The sequence below is a fragment of the Acidovorax sp. GW821-FHT10E03 genome (assembly GCF_059415205.1).
Genome location: NZ_JBWKMU010000007.1, coordinates 112,212 through 128,376 on the forward strand (window position 1 = coordinate 112,212; position 16,165 = coordinate 128,376).

The 16,165-nt window shown below is 60.1% G+C and carries 21 protein-coding genes, 3 pseudogenes and 1 other annotated feature; of the genes and pseudogenes, 18 read left to right on the forward strand and 6 right to left on the reverse strand.

Annotated features, from left to right (window positions below; genetic code table 11):
* Positions 1–63 precede the first annotated feature (63 nt).
* A complete protein-coding gene (locus tag AC07OD_RS13880) occupies positions 64–1,065 on the reverse strand; it encodes a hypothetical protein (RefSeq protein ID WP_494597186.1) in 1,002 nt (333 codons plus the stop codon).
* A 449-nt stretch (positions 1,066–1,514) separates the two neighbouring features.
* Between AC07OD_RS13880 and AC07OD_RS13885 the strand changes: the two genes are divergently transcribed.
* The 9 genes from AC07OD_RS13885 (at position 1,515) to AC07OD_RS13925 (ending at position 8,286) form a co-directional block, all read left to right on the forward strand.
* Positions 1,515–2,477 (forward strand): IS5 family transposase, encoded by a 963-nt coding sequence (locus tag AC07OD_RS13885; protein ID WP_494597188.1) that lies wholly within the window; start codon positions 1,515–1,517, stop codon positions 2,475–2,477.
* Between the two features lie 659 nt (positions 2,478–3,136).
* The gene (locus tag AC07OD_RS13890; RefSeq protein WP_494597190.1) at positions 3,137–3,418 is read left to right on the forward strand and encodes a hypothetical protein; all 282 of its coding nucleotides are present in this window, start codon (positions 3,137–3,139) and stop codon (positions 3,416–3,418) included.
* 1 nt (position 3,419) lies between these two features.
* On the forward strand, positions 3,420–3,740 hold the full coding sequence (locus tag AC07OD_RS13895) for a hypothetical protein (RefSeq protein ID WP_494597191.1): 321 nt from the start codon (positions 3,420–3,422) through the stop codon (positions 3,738–3,740).
* Positions 3,741–4,149: 409 nt separating this feature from the next.
* On the forward strand, positions 4,150–4,851 hold the full coding sequence (locus AC07OD_RS13900; protein ID WP_494597193.1) for a hypothetical protein: 702 nt from the start codon (positions 4,150–4,152) through the stop codon (positions 4,849–4,851).
* Positions 4,848–5,387, forward strand: coding sequence for a hypothetical protein (locus AC07OD_RS13905; protein ID WP_494597195.1), 540 nt, complete (start codon positions 4,848–4,850; stop codon positions 5,385–5,387). The genes AC07OD_RS13900 and AC07OD_RS13905 overlap by 4 nt, the downstream gene beginning before the upstream one ends.
* 501 nt (positions 5,388–5,888) lie before the next feature.
* Positions 5,889–6,194, forward strand: coding sequence for a DUF5983 family protein (locus AC07OD_RS13910; RefSeq protein ID WP_494597196.1), 306 nt, complete (start codon positions 5,889–5,891; stop codon positions 6,192–6,194).
* Complete coding sequence (locus AC07OD_RS13915) at positions 6,191–6,520, forward strand: hypothetical protein (protein ID WP_494597198.1); 330 nt, start codon at positions 6,191–6,193, stop codon at positions 6,518–6,520. Before AC07OD_RS13910 ends, AC07OD_RS13915 begins: the two co-directional genes overlap by 4 nt.
* Before the next feature lie 542 nt (positions 6,521–7,062).
* The gene (locus AC07OD_RS13920) at positions 7,063–7,428 is read left to right on the forward strand and encodes a bleomycin resistance protein (RefSeq protein ID WP_494597200.1); all 366 of its coding nucleotides are present in this window, start codon (positions 7,063–7,065) and stop codon (positions 7,426–7,428) included.
* A 423-nt stretch (positions 7,429–7,851) separates the two neighbouring features.
* Positions 7,852–8,286 (forward strand): hypothetical protein, encoded by a 435-nt coding sequence (locus AC07OD_RS13925; RefSeq protein ID WP_494597201.1) that lies wholly within the window; start codon positions 7,852–7,854, stop codon positions 8,284–8,286.
* 47 nt (positions 8,287–8,333) lie between these two features.
* On the opposite strand, the pseudogene AC07OD_RS13930 reads toward AC07OD_RS13925, so the two are convergent.
* From AC07OD_RS13930 to AC07OD_RS13940, 3 genes and pseudogenes are all read right to left on the reverse strand, one after another.
* A pseudogene (locus AC07OD_RS13930) lies at positions 8,334–8,510 on the reverse strand (transposase); the annotation flags it as partial.
* Positions 8,511–8,767: 257 nt separating this feature from the next.
* Entirely contained in the window at positions 8,768–9,487 is a 720-nt protein-coding gene (locus AC07OD_RS13935; protein WP_494597203.1) for a LuxR family transcriptional regulator, read from the reverse strand.
* Positions 9,488–9,872: 385 nt separating this feature from the next.
* Positions 9,873–10,145, reverse strand: a complete 273-nt coding sequence (locus tag AC07OD_RS13940; RefSeq protein ID WP_494597205.1) for a helix-turn-helix domain-containing protein — start codon at positions 10,143–10,145, stop codon at positions 9,873–9,875.
* Positions 10,146–10,283: 138 nt separating this feature from the next.
* Here AC07OD_RS13940 and AC07OD_RS13945 point away from each other — a divergent pair, with 138 nt between their 5' ends.
* Positions 10,284–10,631, forward strand: coding sequence for a hypothetical protein (locus AC07OD_RS13945; protein WP_494597207.1), 348 nt, complete (start codon positions 10,284–10,286; stop codon positions 10,629–10,631).
* 17 nt (positions 10,632–10,648) lie between these two features.
* On the opposite strand, the gene AC07OD_RS13950 is transcribed toward AC07OD_RS13945, so the two are convergent.
* The gene (locus AC07OD_RS13950) at positions 10,649–11,257 is read right to left on the reverse strand and encodes a hypothetical protein (RefSeq protein ID WP_494597209.1); all 609 of its coding nucleotides are present in this window, start codon (positions 11,255–11,257) and stop codon (positions 10,649–10,651) included.
* Positions 11,258–11,398: 141 nt separating this feature from the next.
* Here AC07OD_RS13950 and AC07OD_RS13955 point away from each other — a divergent pair.
* From AC07OD_RS13955 to AC07OD_RS13975, 5 genes and pseudogenes are all read left to right on the forward strand, one after another.
* Positions 11,399–11,844 (forward strand): annotated as a pseudogene (locus tag AC07OD_RS13955) (IS3 family transposase); the annotation flags it as partial.
* Positions 11,626–11,742: a sequence feature (AL1L pseudoknot), on the forward strand. It overlaps the preceding pseudogene by 117 nt.
* Positions 11,821–11,958 carry a hypothetical protein gene (locus tag AC07OD_RS13960; protein WP_494597377.1) on the forward strand — a complete coding sequence of 46 codons (138 nt, stop codon included), beginning with the start codon at positions 11,821–11,823 and terminating at the stop codon, positions 11,956–11,958. The pseudogene AC07OD_RS13955 and the gene AC07OD_RS13960, both read left to right, overlap by 24 nt.
* A 164-nt stretch (positions 11,959–12,122) precedes the next feature.
* Positions 12,123–12,458 carry a hypothetical protein gene (locus AC07OD_RS13965; protein ID WP_494597211.1) on the forward strand — a complete coding sequence of 112 codons (336 nt, stop codon included), beginning with the start codon at positions 12,123–12,125 and terminating at the stop codon, positions 12,456–12,458.
* Positions 12,459–12,606: 148 nt separating this feature from the next.
* A pseudogene (locus AC07OD_RS13970) lies at positions 12,607–12,789 on the forward strand (hypothetical protein); the annotation flags it as partial.
* Positions 12,790–13,439: 650 nt separating this feature from the next.
* Positions 13,440–13,640, forward strand: a complete 201-nt coding sequence (locus AC07OD_RS13975) for a hypothetical protein (RefSeq protein ID WP_494597213.1) — start codon at positions 13,440–13,442, stop codon at positions 13,638–13,640.
* Here the strand turns inward: AC07OD_RS13975 and AC07OD_RS13980 are convergent.
* The gene (locus tag AC07OD_RS13980; RefSeq protein ID WP_494597215.1) at positions 13,597–13,854 is read right to left on the reverse strand and encodes a hypothetical protein; all 258 of its coding nucleotides are present in this window, start codon (positions 13,852–13,854) and stop codon (positions 13,597–13,599) included. The two genes, AC07OD_RS13975 and AC07OD_RS13980, sit on opposite strands and share 44 nt — an antisense overlap.
* A gap of 124 nt (positions 13,855–13,978) precedes the next feature.
* On the opposite strand from AC07OD_RS13980, the gene AC07OD_RS13985 reads away from it, so the two are divergent.
* The 3 genes from AC07OD_RS13985 to AC07OD_RS13995 all read left to right on the forward strand — a co-directional run bounded on the left by AC07OD_RS13985 (position 13,979) and on the right by AC07OD_RS13995 (position 16,152).
* Positions 13,979–14,491: a hypothetical protein gene (locus tag AC07OD_RS13985; protein WP_494597217.1), complete on the forward strand. Its 513-nt coding sequence runs from the start codon at positions 13,979–13,981 to the stop codon at positions 14,489–14,491.
* Positions 14,492–14,669: 178 nt separating this feature from the next.
* Complete coding sequence (locus AC07OD_RS13990; protein ID WP_494597219.1) at positions 14,670–15,260, forward strand: hypothetical protein; 591 nt, start codon at positions 14,670–14,672, stop codon at positions 15,258–15,260.
* Positions 15,261–15,693: 433 nt separating this feature from the next.
* Positions 15,694–16,152: a DUF6878 family protein gene (locus AC07OD_RS13995; protein ID WP_494597221.1), complete on the forward strand. Its 459-nt coding sequence runs from the start codon at positions 15,694–15,696 to the stop codon at positions 16,150–16,152.
* The last annotated feature ends 13 nt before the right edge of the window (positions 16,153–16,165 follow it).

Consider the following 16,165-nt stretch of genomic DNA (forward strand, 5'->3'; position numbering starts at 1 on the left):
TATAGCGCGAGCGCGGCCTTCTTTCGATGGCTCAGTAACCATCTCATCTGGAAATTCTCTGAATTAGCCGCGCACAATGCGAGGCCGCCCCTCAATGAAATGCGCTTGGTGATCATGGAGCGAGCGAACATTAACGGTCTTCATCAACCAACGCTCTTTCAATGCTTTCTCATCACGAACCACGTATACATCTTTGTTGTGAAGGCAATCATTATTTGCCGATCCAAGCAAGTCACCTGATTGTATCAGAACACGCTTTTTGAGACGATGAAGCACCTCGATCAGACGTGCAACAGCCTGTTCTGCTCTGGGTGTTTTTCCCTCTGTGCGGTTTTCAAAGAAACGAATATCGGTGTCCGTTGCTCCTCCAAGGATAGGATGCATATCAGCGTTATCAAGCTGCACCGCGCTCTTATACATGGTCAGGTCATCAAACGGAGTATAAAACTCGGCGCTACGCAGGATCGATTGTGTTTCGGCATCAAGCTCATTCAATAGGTCCTTATTGCGCACAAATGAAGTATAAACTTCATTTTCAACGGACGAGCGCAAGCCGAGAATATTCACCCAATCAGGGCGCACGAAGTGATTGGCTAAATCTTTATGGAAGAAGATTGGTTTTAGCGCTTTTTGCGACTGGCTTGCTATCAAGTCGCGCTTGGGATGGATATCCTGAAAGATGTCCCCATCATTGACGTTAGCATAACCAATTGGCTCTTGATGCATCAACTTCGCGTACAACAAAAGAAATCCCTCTGCTACGTAGGTAAGTTTTCTGTTGCGCTTGTCAATAACAGGCTCATCGAAATCAAGATACGGCAGCGAAGGATCAACTGGGCAGCCGCGCAAAAATACATACGGCTCTTCAAATAGATCGGCTTCCCTCTTGAATTCACAAAACTCAACAAACGAAGACGGCACGAGATTGTTTCTCATCAACTCATCGATCCTCACCTCAAATTCCGCGTAATTTTTGTAGGGATTGACTTTAATATTGAGCAATTTATCGCGCAATGCGTCACGGTCGACCGAGGAAAACTGATAGTCGATGGGCAATTCAATCATTTTGGCGCCTGGTTGTGAAAAAAATTAGCTTGCCAATCTAAAGATCATTAATGAAGACAATTCATCCTTCATCGAATACGATTCAATCGCGCAGCTACTGGTTCTGAATCTATCAAAGCAGCTAGGTTTTGTGACCTACCCTAACTAGTAGTTCTTCACCAGTGAATATCTGCAATACCCCAAGCCTCAAGGGCGTGCGGCCAAGGCAAGTACGCGATGAATCAAATCGTGCCGGGCTGCTCCCACTTGCCCAAGAAGACCTGCAAGGAGATCCTCCTCGGAGAGGTGAACCAGGTCGTGTGGCCTGGGCTGCGCCAGTGGCCCTGATTAAGAGCAAAGAGGGCGAGCGTGCCCCCAAAATGCACTAGATCACGAAGGGCAACCAGGGGCACTTCCTAAGGCGACGCTGAACAAGTCCACCACTGGCGGCTCGATTGCGTTGTGAACCGATGAAGCAACAGAGCCTCGCTGCGGCAGCCGATCAGGGCGCTGGATTCGAGCAATACCGCCGCCCCACCCGGCGCGATGTGTTCCTGGCGACGATGGAAGAGATCGTGCCGTGGGAGCAACTGTGCGCGGTGATCGAGCCACACTACCCGAAGCCGGGCAACGGGCGCCCGCCGGTGGGGCTGCAGCGCATGTTGCGCATGTACTTCGTGCAGCACTGGTTCAACCTGGCCGACGAGGCCTGCGAGGAAGCGCTGCTGGACAGCACGGCGCTGCGGCGCTTCGTGGGCATCGACCTCGGGCGAGAGCGTGTGCCGGACGGCACGACACTTCTGAAGTTCCGGCGCCTGCTGGAGACGCACAAGCTGGGCGAGCAACTGTTCGCCGCGGTAGGCCAGGCACTGCAGGCCCGAGGTCTGAAGGTGGGCACGGGCACGATCGTGGACGCCACCATCATCGGCGCGCCGAGTTCGACCAAGAACGCGGACAAGGCGCGCGACCCCGAGATGCATCAGACCCGCAAGGGCCAGCAGTGGTACTTTGGCATGAAGATGCACATTGGTGTGGACAGCCGCACCGGGCTGGCGCACAGCGCCGTGGTCACCGCAGCCAACGTGCACGACAAGCATCCGCTGCCCGATCTGCTGCACGGCAACGAGCAGCGCGTGTATGGAGACAGCGCTTACGCCAGCCAGAAGGCGCTGATCCAGGCCAAGGCGCCGCGGGCGCGCGACTTCACGAACCAGCGCGTGCGCAAAGGCGGCGAGATCGACGAAACCGAGCGCTCGAAGAACCGCAACAAGTCCAGGGTGCGCGCCCGCGTGGAGCACGTCTTCGCGGTGGTCAAACGGCTATGGGGCTTCACCAAGGTACGCTACCGCGGGCTGACCAAGAACGCCACGCGCTCGTTCGTCGCCCTGAGCCTGGCCAACATCTACCTGGCGCGCCGGCGCCTCATGGCATGAGTGCGCCCGCAACAACCGCTATGCGCGGGCGTGGGCCAGAAATGGTCGCAATCGGGCTCGCCATCGAGCCGCTGCGGCCTTCCCATCTCGGAGTGCTCGATCAACCAGACAGCGCGTCGCTGAAATCGACCACTTGTTCAGCGTTGCCCTAATGAAGGTGCATATCGGCGTGGATGTCCGGTGCCTAGTCTGGGCATCGGGAGCGATGATGGCCTGATGCTTGAGCCTCGTTTCATGGCTCGGCTAGTGGGCTGCAAACGCTCGAGGAGCTGCTCGCAGTGTACGGCTGGTCGCGGCGCAAAGGGGGCCAGAGGAGGCTGATCGCGCACGGCTTGGGAGAGCTCGCGCGTCTGCTCAGAGTGCTGGCGACGACGTCGCAGAATGTTGATTGAAGAACGGAAGCACGCCATACCGCATCACCGCCACGCCAAACCGCCGCCTATTTGCAGAATTGCGCTTGGAGTCTTTGCGCTCCCTTCCACATGACAGTCGCGTGCACTGACACTTGAAACTCCCCCGCTTCCGTCCTGGAAGCATCCCGGCTAGAGCTGGGCGCCGCAGACGTCACCTGCCTCAACTCGAGCGCAATCCGCGCTTGCCTATCCCCAGGGAACACCGCGTCCTAGGGAGAAGGGTGTTCCCTTTTTCCGGAGAACACCATGTTAAAACCCAGCCGTGCCTGCGCAGATGAGGCGCTGGACCGAGCCCCTTCCGAGCTCGAGGAGATCCTCGGCGAAGATGCCGCACAGATCGTCATCGATGCCCTCTACCGCCTGCGCCACGACAAGGTCGAAGCGCTGTGCATCGTCCGGGCCGAAGGCCTCAGTCCGGGCGGCCGCCCTTTCGAACCAAGCGACTTTGGCATCCCACAAATCGACGACCTGTTGAAACGCCTTGGAGCCGACCCGGTCGAGGAGCCCCTACCGTCGGCGGAGTGCTGACATGGGACCGACACCCTACCAGTACCTGCCGCTGTGGGCGAAAGTCGCGATCGAGCGCCTAAACGCCGATGCCGAACTGCGCACTGAATCCATGCTCGACGAACTGCTGGACAGCTACGCGAAGACGTATGGCGAGGCGGTCGATGACCAGACCCGCGAATCGGCCCGGCACATCTGCCGCAGCCGCTTCCTGGGCACGTACAGCGAGCCGCCCCAGCGCGAACCCGTACCGCCGGGCACGCTGCGGCTGGTTCGGCTCGCCCGCGAGGGCGCGCTGAACACCGGCGACCTCGTTGCAACGCAACGTCTCGGCGATTGCTAGGTCGCCCGCATCCACACGCCCCACTCCATTGAGGTGCGTGCGCTGGCCACCGGCCGGCACTACCTGATCAGCGGTCTGGCCTTCGGGCCAGGCGCGCGCGTCGTGGACGCCGAGAAGTCCCGGGACACACCCGGCGTACCGCTGAAACCGACGGCACAGCAACGTGCACGTCGGCCGCGTGCTGGCGACTATCGCCCGCAAAGGCGGCACCGGGTTCAACGTCCCCGCAGGACACACCCGGTTCGATTGCGTGGCATCCGCAGGCACCGCCCGTGCCACCGAAGACTTCTGTGCCGAGCTGGTGGCGCTCCAGCGTCCCTGAGCCGGCCGGAACCCAAGCCACCACTGGTGGCCCGCATCCCGTGGACGCGCCGCCTCGCGGCGGGCGTCCCTTCTTTGGAGCATTTCCATGCCAACAGAAACGATATCGGCGGCTATCCAGCCGCTCAACGAGTTCGCCCGCGCGGTCGTCGCGCTGCCGAAGGACGCCACACTCTATAGCGACACCCACTTCATGGCCATCGCCTGGGACCAGCCCGACGATGCGAGTGCGCCCCGACCGACGATCCTTGGCGCGGGCCGCGGCGTACTGCCCTACCTTCCCGCCTACCGGCTCATCAATCTGTTGTGCGGCGACCGCGCGATGCGTACGGTGGACGGCACGCTCCGGGTGTGCCGGCGCACGGTCACACCCGAGGCCTATCTGGGCCTGTGGCGAGCCGCCTTGCAGGCGGCGCTCTCGCCGGAGGAACTGGCTGATCAGCTCGGACTGAAGATCCTGGTCACGCTCGGCGCTGCCCTGGCTTCCGCTCGGCAGGCCAGCAGTTGTTGGACCACGTCGCCCTTCAAGAGCTTCAGCGAGTTCGAGGAGGCATACAGCTCACGATTCACGCTGGGGCCAACAGCTCGCGGAGCTTCAGGATTCCGGATCACACTGGATCTGCGCGAAGCGACCGCCGCGCGCGATGCGTTCTACGGCCGTGACCTCGTGACCAACCGTGACGACGCCGAGGGCTGCGTCGAGGTGGCTCTCGTCCCCATGGATGCTGGGGAGCGCGTCTGGCCCTCCACTGAGGCCCAACCCAGCCTGTTCGGAGAGGTCACACCATGAGCTACCGCATCGAGTACCAATGGGCCGCGTTCCTGGTCACCGGCGCCTCGCTCGGTCTGGACGAGGACCGCTATATCGTGGCCATCGAGTGCGGCGACAACAATGTCTACGACACCATCACCAACAAGCGCTCGCGCAGTTGGGAGGCGTGCATGGTCGGCACGCGCACCCAGGTGCTGCGGCAGGCGGTTTACTTCGCGGGTGCCTGCGAAGGCGGTGGCCTCCAGCCGCGCGGGCGCTACTGCACGCCCGAGAGCTACATCCGGCGCATCCGCCGTCTGCTCGATGACGCTAGCGGACCTGAGGCACATGGGCACTGGCAACCCAGGCTGCGGGTCGGCCCAGACCATCCCGCCGTGGCAGAGCTGCAGCAGTGGGGCCTGGAGCCGCGCGAGGAGAAGCGCTACGGCGCAATCTACGCAGTAGTCGATGTTCCGCCCGAGCATCTGGGCGCGTACTTCGCATTGATCGGACGCCAAGGAGACCCCCTGTCCGTCTGGAGCTGGATAGCGGTCAGCGGAATGCCACGTTCCTGAGCACCTTGCCACGCGCAAATTCCCTGCCCCATGGGGCATTTGCGTAGGCAGTTGCCGAGGCGCACGCCAGCGACCTTCCGAAGCTTCCACAATCGCCTCGTCTCCCGCTTTCGCGTCCTTCGCGGAAGTATTCCCGGTCAACGACCGGCGTCGCAGGCGTTATCTGCATTACAGACCTCGGGCGCGCGTTGCGCACCCCTTTTTCCCCCGGGAACCACGCTTCCCGCCGGGAAGCTGCGTTCTCTTCATTCACTGAAAGGAGAACCCCATGAACCACCATGCCTGCAGCCGCGAACCGGCGGTATTTTCGTGATCGGAGGCGAGCATGTCGCATGCCACCGCCCCGACCTGCCCTGTCTGCCCGGGTGAAAGCCATCTCCTCGGAACACTAGGAGTCAGCATCTGCTTTCGTTGCCGCCAATGCGGCATGGACTTCCTGCGCGCCGCCCGCCGCGCGTATAAACGCCGCGCCCCGGCGCGCAAGACAATGGGAGACGCACCATGATCGGCGCGCTCACCCGATCCCTGCTGCGCTTGACGGAGCCCTTGGTGGCGATCTCGACCGCCCACCTGAGCGGCCCGACGAGCCAGCGGCTCGCCGAAGGCAGCCTCTCCGTAGCGGCCTACCCCAACGACTACGGCGGGTTCGTGTATATCGGCGCCGAAGATTCAGTGCCCGAGGAAGCCGACCTGGCCGCCATCTTCCGCATCGCGCGGCCATGCGGCATCGTCTGGATCAAGTTCGACGCCGACGCGCCTACCGTCGATGGCATGCCAACCTTCGGCGATGGGGAGACCGCACTGTGAGCCGCCACTTTATCCATCTGGAATACTGCCAGCGCAAGATCACCGTGGTTGCCGGCTACGACCGGCCCCTACGGCAGCTCTTCCTGCATGTCCTCTACGCCGACCTTGCGCCGTGGGAAGACGAGCAGTTCGTCTATGACAGCCTGCTCGAACCCAAGCTGGACTGGACGGATATCAACACTGTCGCTGACAAGCTCGCCACGCTCGGCATCGAGGTGCCCACCGGCATGATCGAACAGATCTACCTCGACCAGTGCGCCAACGCCGGCAACCGAGAGGTCGAACACCACACGGACCGGCCACCCACACCGGTTCACACCGGATGACAGCCCACCAACAAGTGGCGCCCTTTCCGCGCGAGGCAACGCCACATGGCCGCGCTTCGCTTTTACAAGAATCAATCCACGGGGTAGACACAGTTCCGCTACTTCACAGCGGGGCCGTGCCCATTTCCAGCACACTCCGAGGCCTGATGAGGCTGCCGGCGTAGCGATCAGGCAGCCGCACGCGGTTTCGCCCTTGAGGTATCCGTTGCCGCCGATGGCGATCCGCGACCTGCAATCGGCGCAAACCGCTATTGCTTCATGTCGCGATAGTTTCTGCCCTCTTCCGCCTCGTACCAATGGGCGGCAGACTGCACCGGTCACCCTGCCTGAGGCCGATTCCTGTCGAATGACAGAGAAAGTGAAAACACGGGCGTTGATTTCAAACGCCTTTTGCATTTTCTCTGTCACTGGCATGGGCGCTGCTGCCAGAACGCCCGAAGCCGAAGTTCAGAAAGCTCCAAAGCGGCTGTTCATCCTCGGAGCAGTAGATGCAAATGGCCCGCGACTGCAAAATGGCTTCCCCAAGCAAACCGGAATGAGCAATGAATCAAGCAGCATCCTTCGGCAAGGCAATCCCCGTCCTGGCTTCACTCGATATGACGCGCACTCTCGATTTCTACAGGAACGTGCTCGGCTTCCGAACGGAGCACTTTGAGGGCTTTTCCTATGGCATGGCGGTGCGTGGGGACACGGAACTGCACTTCTGGGCCTGCAACGAAAAGCACATCGCCGAAAACACCTCATGCTATATCCGCGTGGAGGACATCGGGGCCGTGCATCGAGAACTCAGTCCGAAGCTACCCTCGCTGAAGGCCGTGGTCCGCACGGCATGGGGCATGGATGAACTCTATGTCATCGACCCGGACGGCAACCTCATCAAGTTCGGGCAGGAGTCGTCGGCGCAGTAGTGTGTAGCACGGCCGAATCGCTCAAGTTGGGTGCCCGCCGAGAACGACTGGTCTTGGCAGTTCGGAGACATCCGGGCCGCGCTAACTGTAGCCCGGCCGTCGGAACTTTGGCTTGCGCACGCCCGCTGGGCGTGGCATCTGGTGCATTGCCCGAGCAAGTGCGCTGAACAACTCCCGGAGCGCCTTTTTTGCACTATCTGTGTCAGCAGTTTTGCACTTACTTGGCAGAGTTTGCACTTTCTCTGTCATCTGACAATTCCGTCCCTCCGGGCCTCCCGAGTCTCTCGGGCGTTGCGGTCGTTACCCGCCCAGCGCAGCCCCGCTGCTCCACCCTATGCCGCCGCCTGGCCGCATGTCTATCAACCCATTGGGGGAATCTTCTCCCTCGGGGGGATGGTTCCCCATTTTCTTTGGAGAACCACCATGGCTTTCATCGATCAGGCCAAGAAAGAGGTCATTGCCGCCGAACTCAAGAAGTGCATGCCCAAGGACTGGAAATACTCGCTGGCGATTCGCCACAATGTGGAAATTGTCATGACCATCATGGCAGCGCCCGCGGACATCATTGGCGAACTGAACACGGTAGCGAGAGCTACCGCCGAGCGACGAGGTCAGCCGTTCTATCCCATCCAGGATGGGCACGTGCAGCTTAGTCACGTAGCGAGCCACATCCAGGACCAGCTTCCTGCCAACAGCCATATCTTCCCCGTTCTCGAGAGCGCGCTGAAGGCGCTGAAGTCCGCCGACTGGTACGACAACAGCGACAGCCAGGTGGACTATTTCGACACGGCCTATCACTACCGCATCGACATCGGCCGTTGGAACAAGCCGTTTCTCAACACCACGGCCACATCGTAGGTCGGGCCTGAACCCCAGATAGCCGTGAGCCGGTTGTTCTAGGCTGCGAGGTCGCGCAGCCGTTTGGCGTCGCTGGCTTCCATGCCGCCGAACTTGGCTCGCCACTTGTAGAACATGGCCAAGCTGAAACCCTCTCGGCGGTACAGGTCCGCCACGCTCACGCCAGCGTCGGCCGGCTTGATGAATCCAATGATCTGCTCGTCCGTGTACCTGCTCTTGCGCATCGCGCTTCCTCTCGATTGCGCGGATTCTCTATTACCTTGGTACGGGTGGCGGGTGGCGGGTTGCAGGTCAAAGGTACGTGCGCGTCGCGCCTGACGTTCCCGCTAAAACCGCCATGAAGGAGGATCATGTGACCGCTGGCGGTTTGATGGTACCGCGGCAAGTGGAAGCGATTGCCCAGCACAAACCCGCCGCCCGGGACGAACCGCCCCTGCCACAGGCGCTCGCGCCTGGGAGGTATCCCGCTATTCAACTGGTGTCAAGAGGTATTCAGCAGGCCCATGGATAAAGCCCGGGCGACGGCAGCCATGCGATTGGATGTTCCCAGCTTGTTGACTACGTTCTCAACGTGAAACTTGACGGTGCGCGCCTTGATCGCAAGGATCACCGCGATGTCTTCATTCGTTTTGCCTTCGGCTACCCATCGGAGCACTTCGATCTCTCGCGGCGTCAACGCCACACGGACATTGGGAACATCGGCGTGCCCGATCACTCGCGTAAATGCTTCATGGGCCAGCAACACCAGCCAGTTCAACTGAAGGGACTTGGATGCTAGTTCAGGCTCCTGGAGGGGCCTTCGGGAGCGCACAAGACTGACCATGCTAGCCACTCCCGCTCCGTCAAAACGCGATTGCGCCCACCCGTACCGCAATCCGGCGGCCTGCGCTTCGCGCCACAACTCCGGGCTTTCGGCAAAAAGTGCATCGTTCCACACGAAAGCCAACTGCGAGCGCAGCCCATGCCGGACAGTCGGATCCGTTTCTAGATATCCGGCTTGCCTGTAGCGCTGCTGCCACTCGGTAGGATAGTCGCTCACAAGTACAAACGAGGGGCGCACCACGCTATTGGGAAAACGAAGGCCGTATGCACACCACTCAAAGCCAAGCCATCGTCCAGCCTTTTGCAGCACTACGAAAGCGCTTTGGACACTGTGCGCCTGATCCAGCTCGTCACGAAGATCTCGTGCCCATCGCTGCATTTCAGCCCCTTCGCTTCAACGAACCTGCTACCACAGAGCGCGTCAGGTGAACAACATAGGCGAATAGATGCCCTTGTCCTCCAAGGTTGTTTCCTTGACGTGCATGAGCACCTCCAGACGGACATCGGCATTTTGAGCCTAACAACCACCCGAAATCTTTCTCACCACTTGTCAAGCTGCGTCACCCCCAAGCTTTTACCCGGGGGCACCGGCGTGGTGTGACCAATCACGGCGGCTGGTAACGATTGTATTATTCACCAAGGCAAATCGCCGAATCAAGATCACCACAGACTGCGGTCATGCCGATGGCTCTTTGCGCCTGGCCCGAGATCTGGGCGAACATTGCTTCTGGCACGGGCACCAGACGAGTCCGATCGCCAAGTGATCAGGAGCGCTCGTCCTGATCAGGCTCGCACGACGTCGAAAACTCCATCAAGCGCGCCGGCGAGCACTTGAGTGCCTCGGCCAGTACACAGATGTTCACCAGCGAAAGATTGCGCACACCGCGCTCTACTCCACTGACATAGCTGCGCGCCAGGCCACTTTCCAGTGCCAAGCCCTCTTGCGAAAAGCCTTTGCTGCGCCTCACTTCGGCCAAATGCCGTCCGAAGCGTTTGAGGGGATCGTAGTTCAGTTCCGTTGCACTCATATCTTGCATGGAACACTACCGGAGCACGCATCATGAATCCACTCTCGATAAGTTCACGTCCTATGAGTTACATTTCAAACAACCTACTTGTCGACCTATACACTCTCGCCCCACATGCCCGGTTCCGACGGCCTCCATAACGTGCTCATGGCCTCCATCAGCGATTCTTCTTTGTCCGCCTTACCACCCAGTTCTACACGCGGGATCCTTGCGCGCGTGCGCAAGACACCGCTAGGTTCGCCCGACAACCAGTTGTGCATTGGAGATTTCGTCTTGGCACTTCATGACAATGTCCTGGTCATTGAAGGCGGTGGGATCACTTGTATGTCGGAGTTGCAGCCAAGCACCCTTCGCGTGCTTCTGGGCGCGCAGGATGTGCTGATCGACATGTGGCGGCACTCGACCTGCAGCGTATCGATTGCCGCATCGCCCAAGGAACTTGAACTAGCGCACACCTTTTTTTTGGATCATGGTATCGCCGTGCACCAGAAATAGATGCTCGATTCAAGTCTTCACATTGAGCAGTTGGTACTGGCAGCTTGAGAGTAAGTGACCTCTGGGTTCACAGCGCGCCTCGTTCGAGGGCCTCCCCCAAAAAGATCAATCTCCCCATCCTCCAGACGAACGGGTATTAGCAGATCTCGCAGTGTTCGTGCCGCTGCCCTTGCGTAAGGAGTAAGCGGATCACAGTCATTCCAGCGCCGTAAATCCTGCTCCCGTATCCAGAACTCGTGTTCCGCGCCCGAATATGCCGACACCTTGGCCTGAATGTAGCTCTCTGCGGCCCGCTGTACGGCGGAGGGAGCTACAAAAGTAAATACTTGCGAAGTCATTCCCAACAAGGTGGGCTCAACAATCAGGTACATATCCGGCCGCGGCGTGCTCAGAACATACCGAGCCAATCGATCAGCCCCCTGTTCGGCATTGGGATAGCCCAGGCGTCGCCATAAGTAGGCAAGCACTGATCCGTATTCAACCGCACGCCCGACAAGTGCATCACGCACCGGATCAACTTGCTGAACAATTCGTCCCTGTCCATTGTGGCGCAGAGACTGGAACTGTAGCTCTTCATATTGCGTCACGCTGGCGGGAAGCGACGTGAGTTTCAGATGAAAGGACATAGCCGGAACCTCCAAGACAATGATGGGCCCCATGCCAACGCCTTCAACCTGTGATCTGTCAGCCCCGCAGATTCATACGAAAAAATTTCCCGGTCGACCGGGACAGTGGAGTGACGACATGAGGCTGAGCGCGAGGTGAGGATGGTGCAGGGGCACCGTGGGGAGTACCCGTCGTTGTGGGCAGCCATCGAACCCATCGCGCCCAAGATTGGCTGCGTGTCGCAAACCTTGAACGAATGCGTCAAGCGTGCCCAGGTCGATGCTGGCGTGCGCGAAGGCATCACGACCAGCGAGGCCCCGCGGATGACGGAGCTCGAACGCGAGGTCAAGGAACTGCGGCGGGCCAACGAGATATTGAAGCTGGCCAGCGCGTTTTTCGCCCAGGTGGAGCTCGACCGTCGGCTCAAGTCCTGAAAGACTTCATCGACAAGCACCGCGATGCCTTCGGGGTCGAGCCGCTCTGCAAGGTCCTGCAGGTCGCCCCGTCGGCATATCGAAGACATGCGGCGCAACTGCGTGAGCCCCACAAGCGCTGCACCCGCGTTCATCGCGACGAGGTGCTGATGCCACAGATTGAACATGTCTGGAGCGAGGCCACGCGACTGCGCGAGATCAAGGGCGAGAATGCCAAGCTCAAGAAGCTGCTGGCCGAGGCCCATCTGCGCCTTGAAACGCTGAAGGTGGGCTTTAGAGCGTGTTAAGAACTTGCGCGCAAGTCATTGAGTTTATTAAAGAATTTCATAATTTCCACTTTCGCAAAAGCACCTGTAAGTGCTTGTCATATAAGGGAATTCCCCCAAGTTCATAGCACGCTATAGACTGCTGGTATGCGCGTGCATGTTACCGTTACCGAAGGGAGGAGCCTATGGCGGATTTGAAACTGACCTATTGGACGAAGCGCTGGGGTGCAAAGACAACCATCACGCTGGAACCCATAGATGAAGGCTGGCTCATCCGCGCCGCTGCACACTCGGGTAAAACGAACTTCGAAGGCCATCCACACTTATATGGCAACTTCAACCAGGACTATGTGTGCTACCCAATGGGCTTTGATACATTTCTTGCCTTTGTCCGGCAGGAGCTTTGTGATGAACACATAGATATGGTGCGCGCCCAGCAGATGCTGGATGAACTGGGCGACTGGGTTACGTCATGCGAGCAATCTCAGCCCAGATGGAAAGGCTGGAATGACGCTGGCTAAGCGTGGCTTATATGGAAGCCTCCCGGATTACAAGTAACCTTTGTGCGTGAAGAATCAGGAGACCAATGGTGGGGAACCGGGCACTCCGACTGTTCCAATGCCGCCCGCCGCCAATGGCTCAGACGTTACACAGGGGGGCGACTCATGAGTGCCTTCAGCCCCGATTTACGCACCAGGTACCGTTCGCGCCTGCCAGTGGCAAGGCAATGGGGGTGTACGCGGCTACCGCCCGCCTGCCGGCTGGACAGCTCGTGCCGACCTGGCCGAAATCCACCCAATTTCCGGCCGCATCATGCGACGTACCGTATGGTGGATCATTGAGATAAAGGACTGTCCAGCACTACCTCACCCTGGTCGAGTGGGTTCGGGGCAGGTGCATAACACCAGTCGCAAAAATAGGGGCAACCCGGGTTTGTGAATCGCATCGATTGAGCGCACATGACGAGCGCTTGCCGGCGTGGACCCGAGCGCCCATACTGACATCGCTTCTTGCGGACATCGTGTCTGCACAGCCTTCAATCTCGCTCATCGCGAGCGCCTTGAAGTCCAGCTTTGCTGGCGTCGCGATCGTTACTCGCCCTCTGGTGGTCAGTTTTTCTGGCCTGTCTGTCGCCTCGTCGATGGACCTTCGATCAGGCTTTGTGCCTGGCGTCCGGTTTGCCGGATGTGAGTCTTCGGCACGCTGCAAGGCGTCGCCACCGAGCCGCTTCGCCCCTCTACCGGACGAAGCACCCCGAACGGGAACACTGTTTCCCGTCCGGGAGTGGGTGTTCCCTTTTCCCGAAGGAGAACACCTTGTTCGCATCGATCGCAACCCGATCCGCCGCACGCACATGTGTTTGTGTGCTGCTGGGAGGCTCCGGCAAAAGCCGCCCTTCCACCGTGCCATCGCGACCTCTGGCCGCATTGTTGCGTCCCTTGCCGTCTCCTTCGGGAGCGTCATCGGACGCTGCCCCCCTGCCCTTGCTAGTGAGCTGACCCATGGCTGGCCACTACCGAAAGCGCATTGCTGCCATGGCGATTCAACTCGCTATGGATGACCCTCAACTGGTCAAGGAAGTCATCGCCCGCCTTCGAAAAGCCGGCGAAATAGAAGTCGACGATCTCATCTACCTGGAAAAGATCGCCGACCGCTGGATCAAGATTGCTCTGGACAACCAGGCGAAGTACCGACAACGGTAAGCCTCGGGGGTGGCAACACTCCTTTGGACTTCGCCATTTCCAGGACAATTTTTTCCAGCAGATCAGGCCTTTCATCACCGAGCACGCCAGCCCACTGGGCAAGCGCCGCCTCGATATCGGCCTGGGTTCGCACACCGTCGAAATCGAGTCCGAGCGATCGGAACTCCTCGATCTCGGCGGGTGTGAGCCGGAGTGTTTTACCTGCGCGCAGCATGTTGGTCTCTCTCCTATTGCCGGATTGAGAATCAGCATAGCCACGCCGTGCAGCCATGCAAGCCCCGGGAGATTCATTCGTCTCCCTGCCGGGGATGGTGCTCCCATTTTTCTCTGGAGTCACCGTGTCCCCTGAAAAACGTCCCCGCCCGAAGCGTACGGGTATCGAAACCGAGGAAGAACGCACCTGGGTGGAGTTCTACAGACGCGTTCGCGGCGACCCTGCCCTAGCCGCCGAAGTGCTCACCCAGCTCGAGCGCGACGCCGAGATGAAGCGCACGCACCTGGCGTTGTACCTGACCTGCAAGGAAACCTTGCGCCGCGAGAAATCGCGCCAGGCACGTCACAAGCGCATTGGCTTCTTCGTTCGCTGGCTGACCAACTCCTTGCTGGTCAGGCCGTGGTTGGTCCTGGGCAAGTTCGGTAGCGAAAGCCGCGACATCGCGGTCGAAATGCTACCCGAGGCCAGGCACCTCGGCTCGGCTGCACAGCGAGCCAATGAGCCGCCCGCATCGCTGCTGCCACCTTCCTCACCCGGCGCCGTCCCCACGGCTCCTCGCCGAAGCCGCAAGGCTCGGCCCGATGCCCCTGCTGCTGCAGAGGCTGGCGCGGAGCAAGCCGACAAGGCTTCCTCCTGAGCCGCGATGTGCCCACGTGACCTGGCGTCTTCGGACGCCGGTCCGTGCGGCCGCGCATCGCCGCCACGCCCCATCCCCCCCATTTCCGACGTCCCGGCCCTTGCCGTAGGCGCTTCTCTCTCGCCGCGCCTTGTCGTTGCGCCCTTCCTCACTTTTCACCCACTCGAAAGGAGTCCCCATGAGAACTGTTTCCGAGCTACTGCAGTCGATTGAACAACATGCCGAGCGCGCCATCGCGCAAGAGCTGCATCTGATGATCGACCAGATTCTGAAGATGCGCACCAGCCTGCTCCTCGAAGAAAGGAGCCACGCCGACGCCTTGCTTCTGAAGTTGGACCGGCTGCGCGATGACCAACTCGTGCGTCCCATCGATGCAACCGATACGCCGATAGAGCCGCCAGATCCTCCCCTGCCACCCCTCGACGAGCTGTTGCCGCTATCGGCTAGCCACTACGAGGTGCGCTTCTTCAGCCGTGACTACGGCGACCTGGAAGACGTGGCCGTGGTGGAGAACTTTCTGCTGGCTGTCCAACTCGCGGTGGACCGGCACCAGGCCAAGCCCGATGACGTGACTGCAATCCGCCAGAACAAGCGCTGCTGCACCCTCACCGTGACATCTCCGCACGGAACTCTCCTGCTGCAGATCGAACCGGTCGAGCTGCAGGTTCCCAACGTGCAGTTGCATGTCGCGCGCGCATGCATGGCGCTGGAGCAGGGAGAGCACGGCCCGGCGCTGCAACTGTTCACAGCCTTGCGGCAAGCCGCTTGACCAGCGATTGACCACGTGCCAAGGCTGATGGTCCTCTGATCCGTGGCCCCCTCCGGGGGCCACTCTTTCTTGTGAGGCCACACGGCTTCCTTCATTCACCCGGCGGGTAAGCCCTACCCCGTTCGGCAGTGGGCTTGCCTCGCCTCCTCGGAGAAGTGCATGTCCACTACCTCCTGAGCCACCGCACCCTCGCCAGCCTTGTCGGCCGATCTCTTTCCACGCATCCTCGGAAACCCGACGCGGGTGGCTGCGGGCGATCGGCATGCATTGGACGGCTTCACAGGAGCCCTCCAGCCGCCCTCTTGAAGGCGCCCGACAGAGGGCTTGAGCCCTGTCTTCCCCGCCTGCCTCAGCTGGCACATAGCAACCCAGAGGGGCACGCGGCCTCTCTGGCTCGCTGTGCCCCTCGTTTCTTCACTCAAAGAAGAAAGCGATGATTTCCATTTCAACTCCTCCGGACGCGGACCGACCTCAGAATGCGGCCGAATGCCTGGAGCGAAACAAGCCCATCCTGCTCGAAGCATTACGCCGCATTGGCGCAGTTCGAGCCTCCATCGCCTACCACGGTGGTGGAGATGAAGGATTCGAAGAGCAGGCGACAGCCGAAAGGTGCACAGGAACAGCTATCGACCTCCAGGGCGAGGTCCGCCTGTTCGAGCAGCAGAATATCTTCGACAACGGGCAGTGGCAATCCCGCGTCGAATTGCTTGAGCGGCCACTCGGCGCAGCACTTTCCGACTATGCGAGCCAAGTATTGAATCAGCACTATGGCTCCTGGGAGGATGGTGACGGCGGCTACGGCGAGGTCATATTCGACGTAGTGTCGGACGCCGTGCGCATCGAGCACCACGCGTACTTCACCGATTCCGACTATTCGGAAACCGTTCTATGAAAGCGCATGTCTC

Excerpts from the sequence above, each read along its gene's own strand:
- AC07OD_RS13880 (WP_494597186.1), bottom strand. The coding sequence starts at position 1,065 with ATGATTGAATTGCCCATCGACTATCAGTTTTCCTCGGTCGACCGTGAC.
- AC07OD_RS13885 (WP_494597188.1), top strand. The coding sequence starts at position 1,515 with ATGAAGCAACAGAGCCTCGCTGCGGCAGCCGATCAGGGCGCTGGATTC.
- AC07OD_RS13890 (WP_494597190.1), top strand. The coding sequence starts at position 3,137 with ATGTTAAAACCCAGCCGTGCCTGCGCAGATGAGGCGCTGGACCGAGCC.
- AC07OD_RS13895 (WP_494597191.1), top strand. The coding sequence starts at position 3,420 with ATGGGACCGACACCCTACCAGTACCTGCCGCTGTGGGCGAAAGTCGCG.
- AC07OD_RS13900 (WP_494597193.1), top strand. The coding sequence starts at position 4,150 with ATGCCAACAGAAACGATATCGGCGGCTATCCAGCCGCTCAACGAGTTC.
- AC07OD_RS13905 (WP_494597195.1), top strand. The coding sequence starts at position 4,848 with ATGAGCTACCGCATCGAGTACCAATGGGCCGCGTTCCTGGTCACCGGC.
- AC07OD_RS13910 (WP_494597196.1), top strand. The coding sequence starts at position 5,889 with ATGATCGGCGCGCTCACCCGATCCCTGCTGCGCTTGACGGAGCCCTTG.
- AC07OD_RS13920 (WP_494597200.1), top strand. The coding sequence starts at position 7,063 with ATGAATCAAGCAGCATCCTTCGGCAAGGCAATCCCCGTCCTGGCTTCA.
- AC07OD_RS13925 (WP_494597201.1), top strand. The coding sequence starts at position 7,852 with ATGGCTTTCATCGATCAGGCCAAGAAAGAGGTCATTGCCGCCGAACTC.
- AC07OD_RS13935 (WP_494597203.1), bottom strand. The coding sequence starts at position 9,487 with ATGCAGCGATGGGCACGAGATCTTCGTGACGAGCTGGATCAGGCGCAC.
- AC07OD_RS13940 (WP_494597205.1), bottom strand. The coding sequence starts at position 10,145 with ATGCAAGATATGAGTGCAACGGAACTGAACTACGATCCCCTCAAACGC.
- AC07OD_RS13945 (WP_494597207.1), top strand. The coding sequence starts at position 10,284 with ATGGCCTCCATCAGCGATTCTTCTTTGTCCGCCTTACCACCCAGTTCT.
- AC07OD_RS13950 (WP_494597209.1), bottom strand. The coding sequence starts at position 11,257 with ATGTCCTTTCATCTGAAACTCACGTCGCTTCCCGCCAGCGTGACGCAA.
- AC07OD_RS13960 (WP_494597377.1), top strand. The coding sequence starts at position 11,821 with ATGCCACAGATTGAACATGTCTGGAGCGAGGCCACGCGACTGCGCGAG.
- AC07OD_RS13965 (WP_494597211.1), top strand. The coding sequence starts at position 12,123 with ATGGCGGATTTGAAACTGACCTATTGGACGAAGCGCTGGGGTGCAAAG.
- AC07OD_RS13975 (WP_494597213.1), top strand. The coding sequence starts at position 13,440 with ATGGCTGGCCACTACCGAAAGCGCATTGCTGCCATGGCGATTCAACTC.
- AC07OD_RS13980 (WP_494597215.1), bottom strand. The coding sequence starts at position 13,854 with ATGCTGCGCGCAGGTAAAACACTCCGGCTCACACCCGCCGAGATCGAG.
- AC07OD_RS13990 (WP_494597219.1), top strand. The coding sequence starts at position 14,670 with ATGAGAACTGTTTCCGAGCTACTGCAGTCGATTGAACAACATGCCGAG.
- AC07OD_RS13995 (WP_494597221.1), top strand. The coding sequence starts at position 15,694 with ATGATTTCCATTTCAACTCCTCCGGACGCGGACCGACCTCAGAATGCG.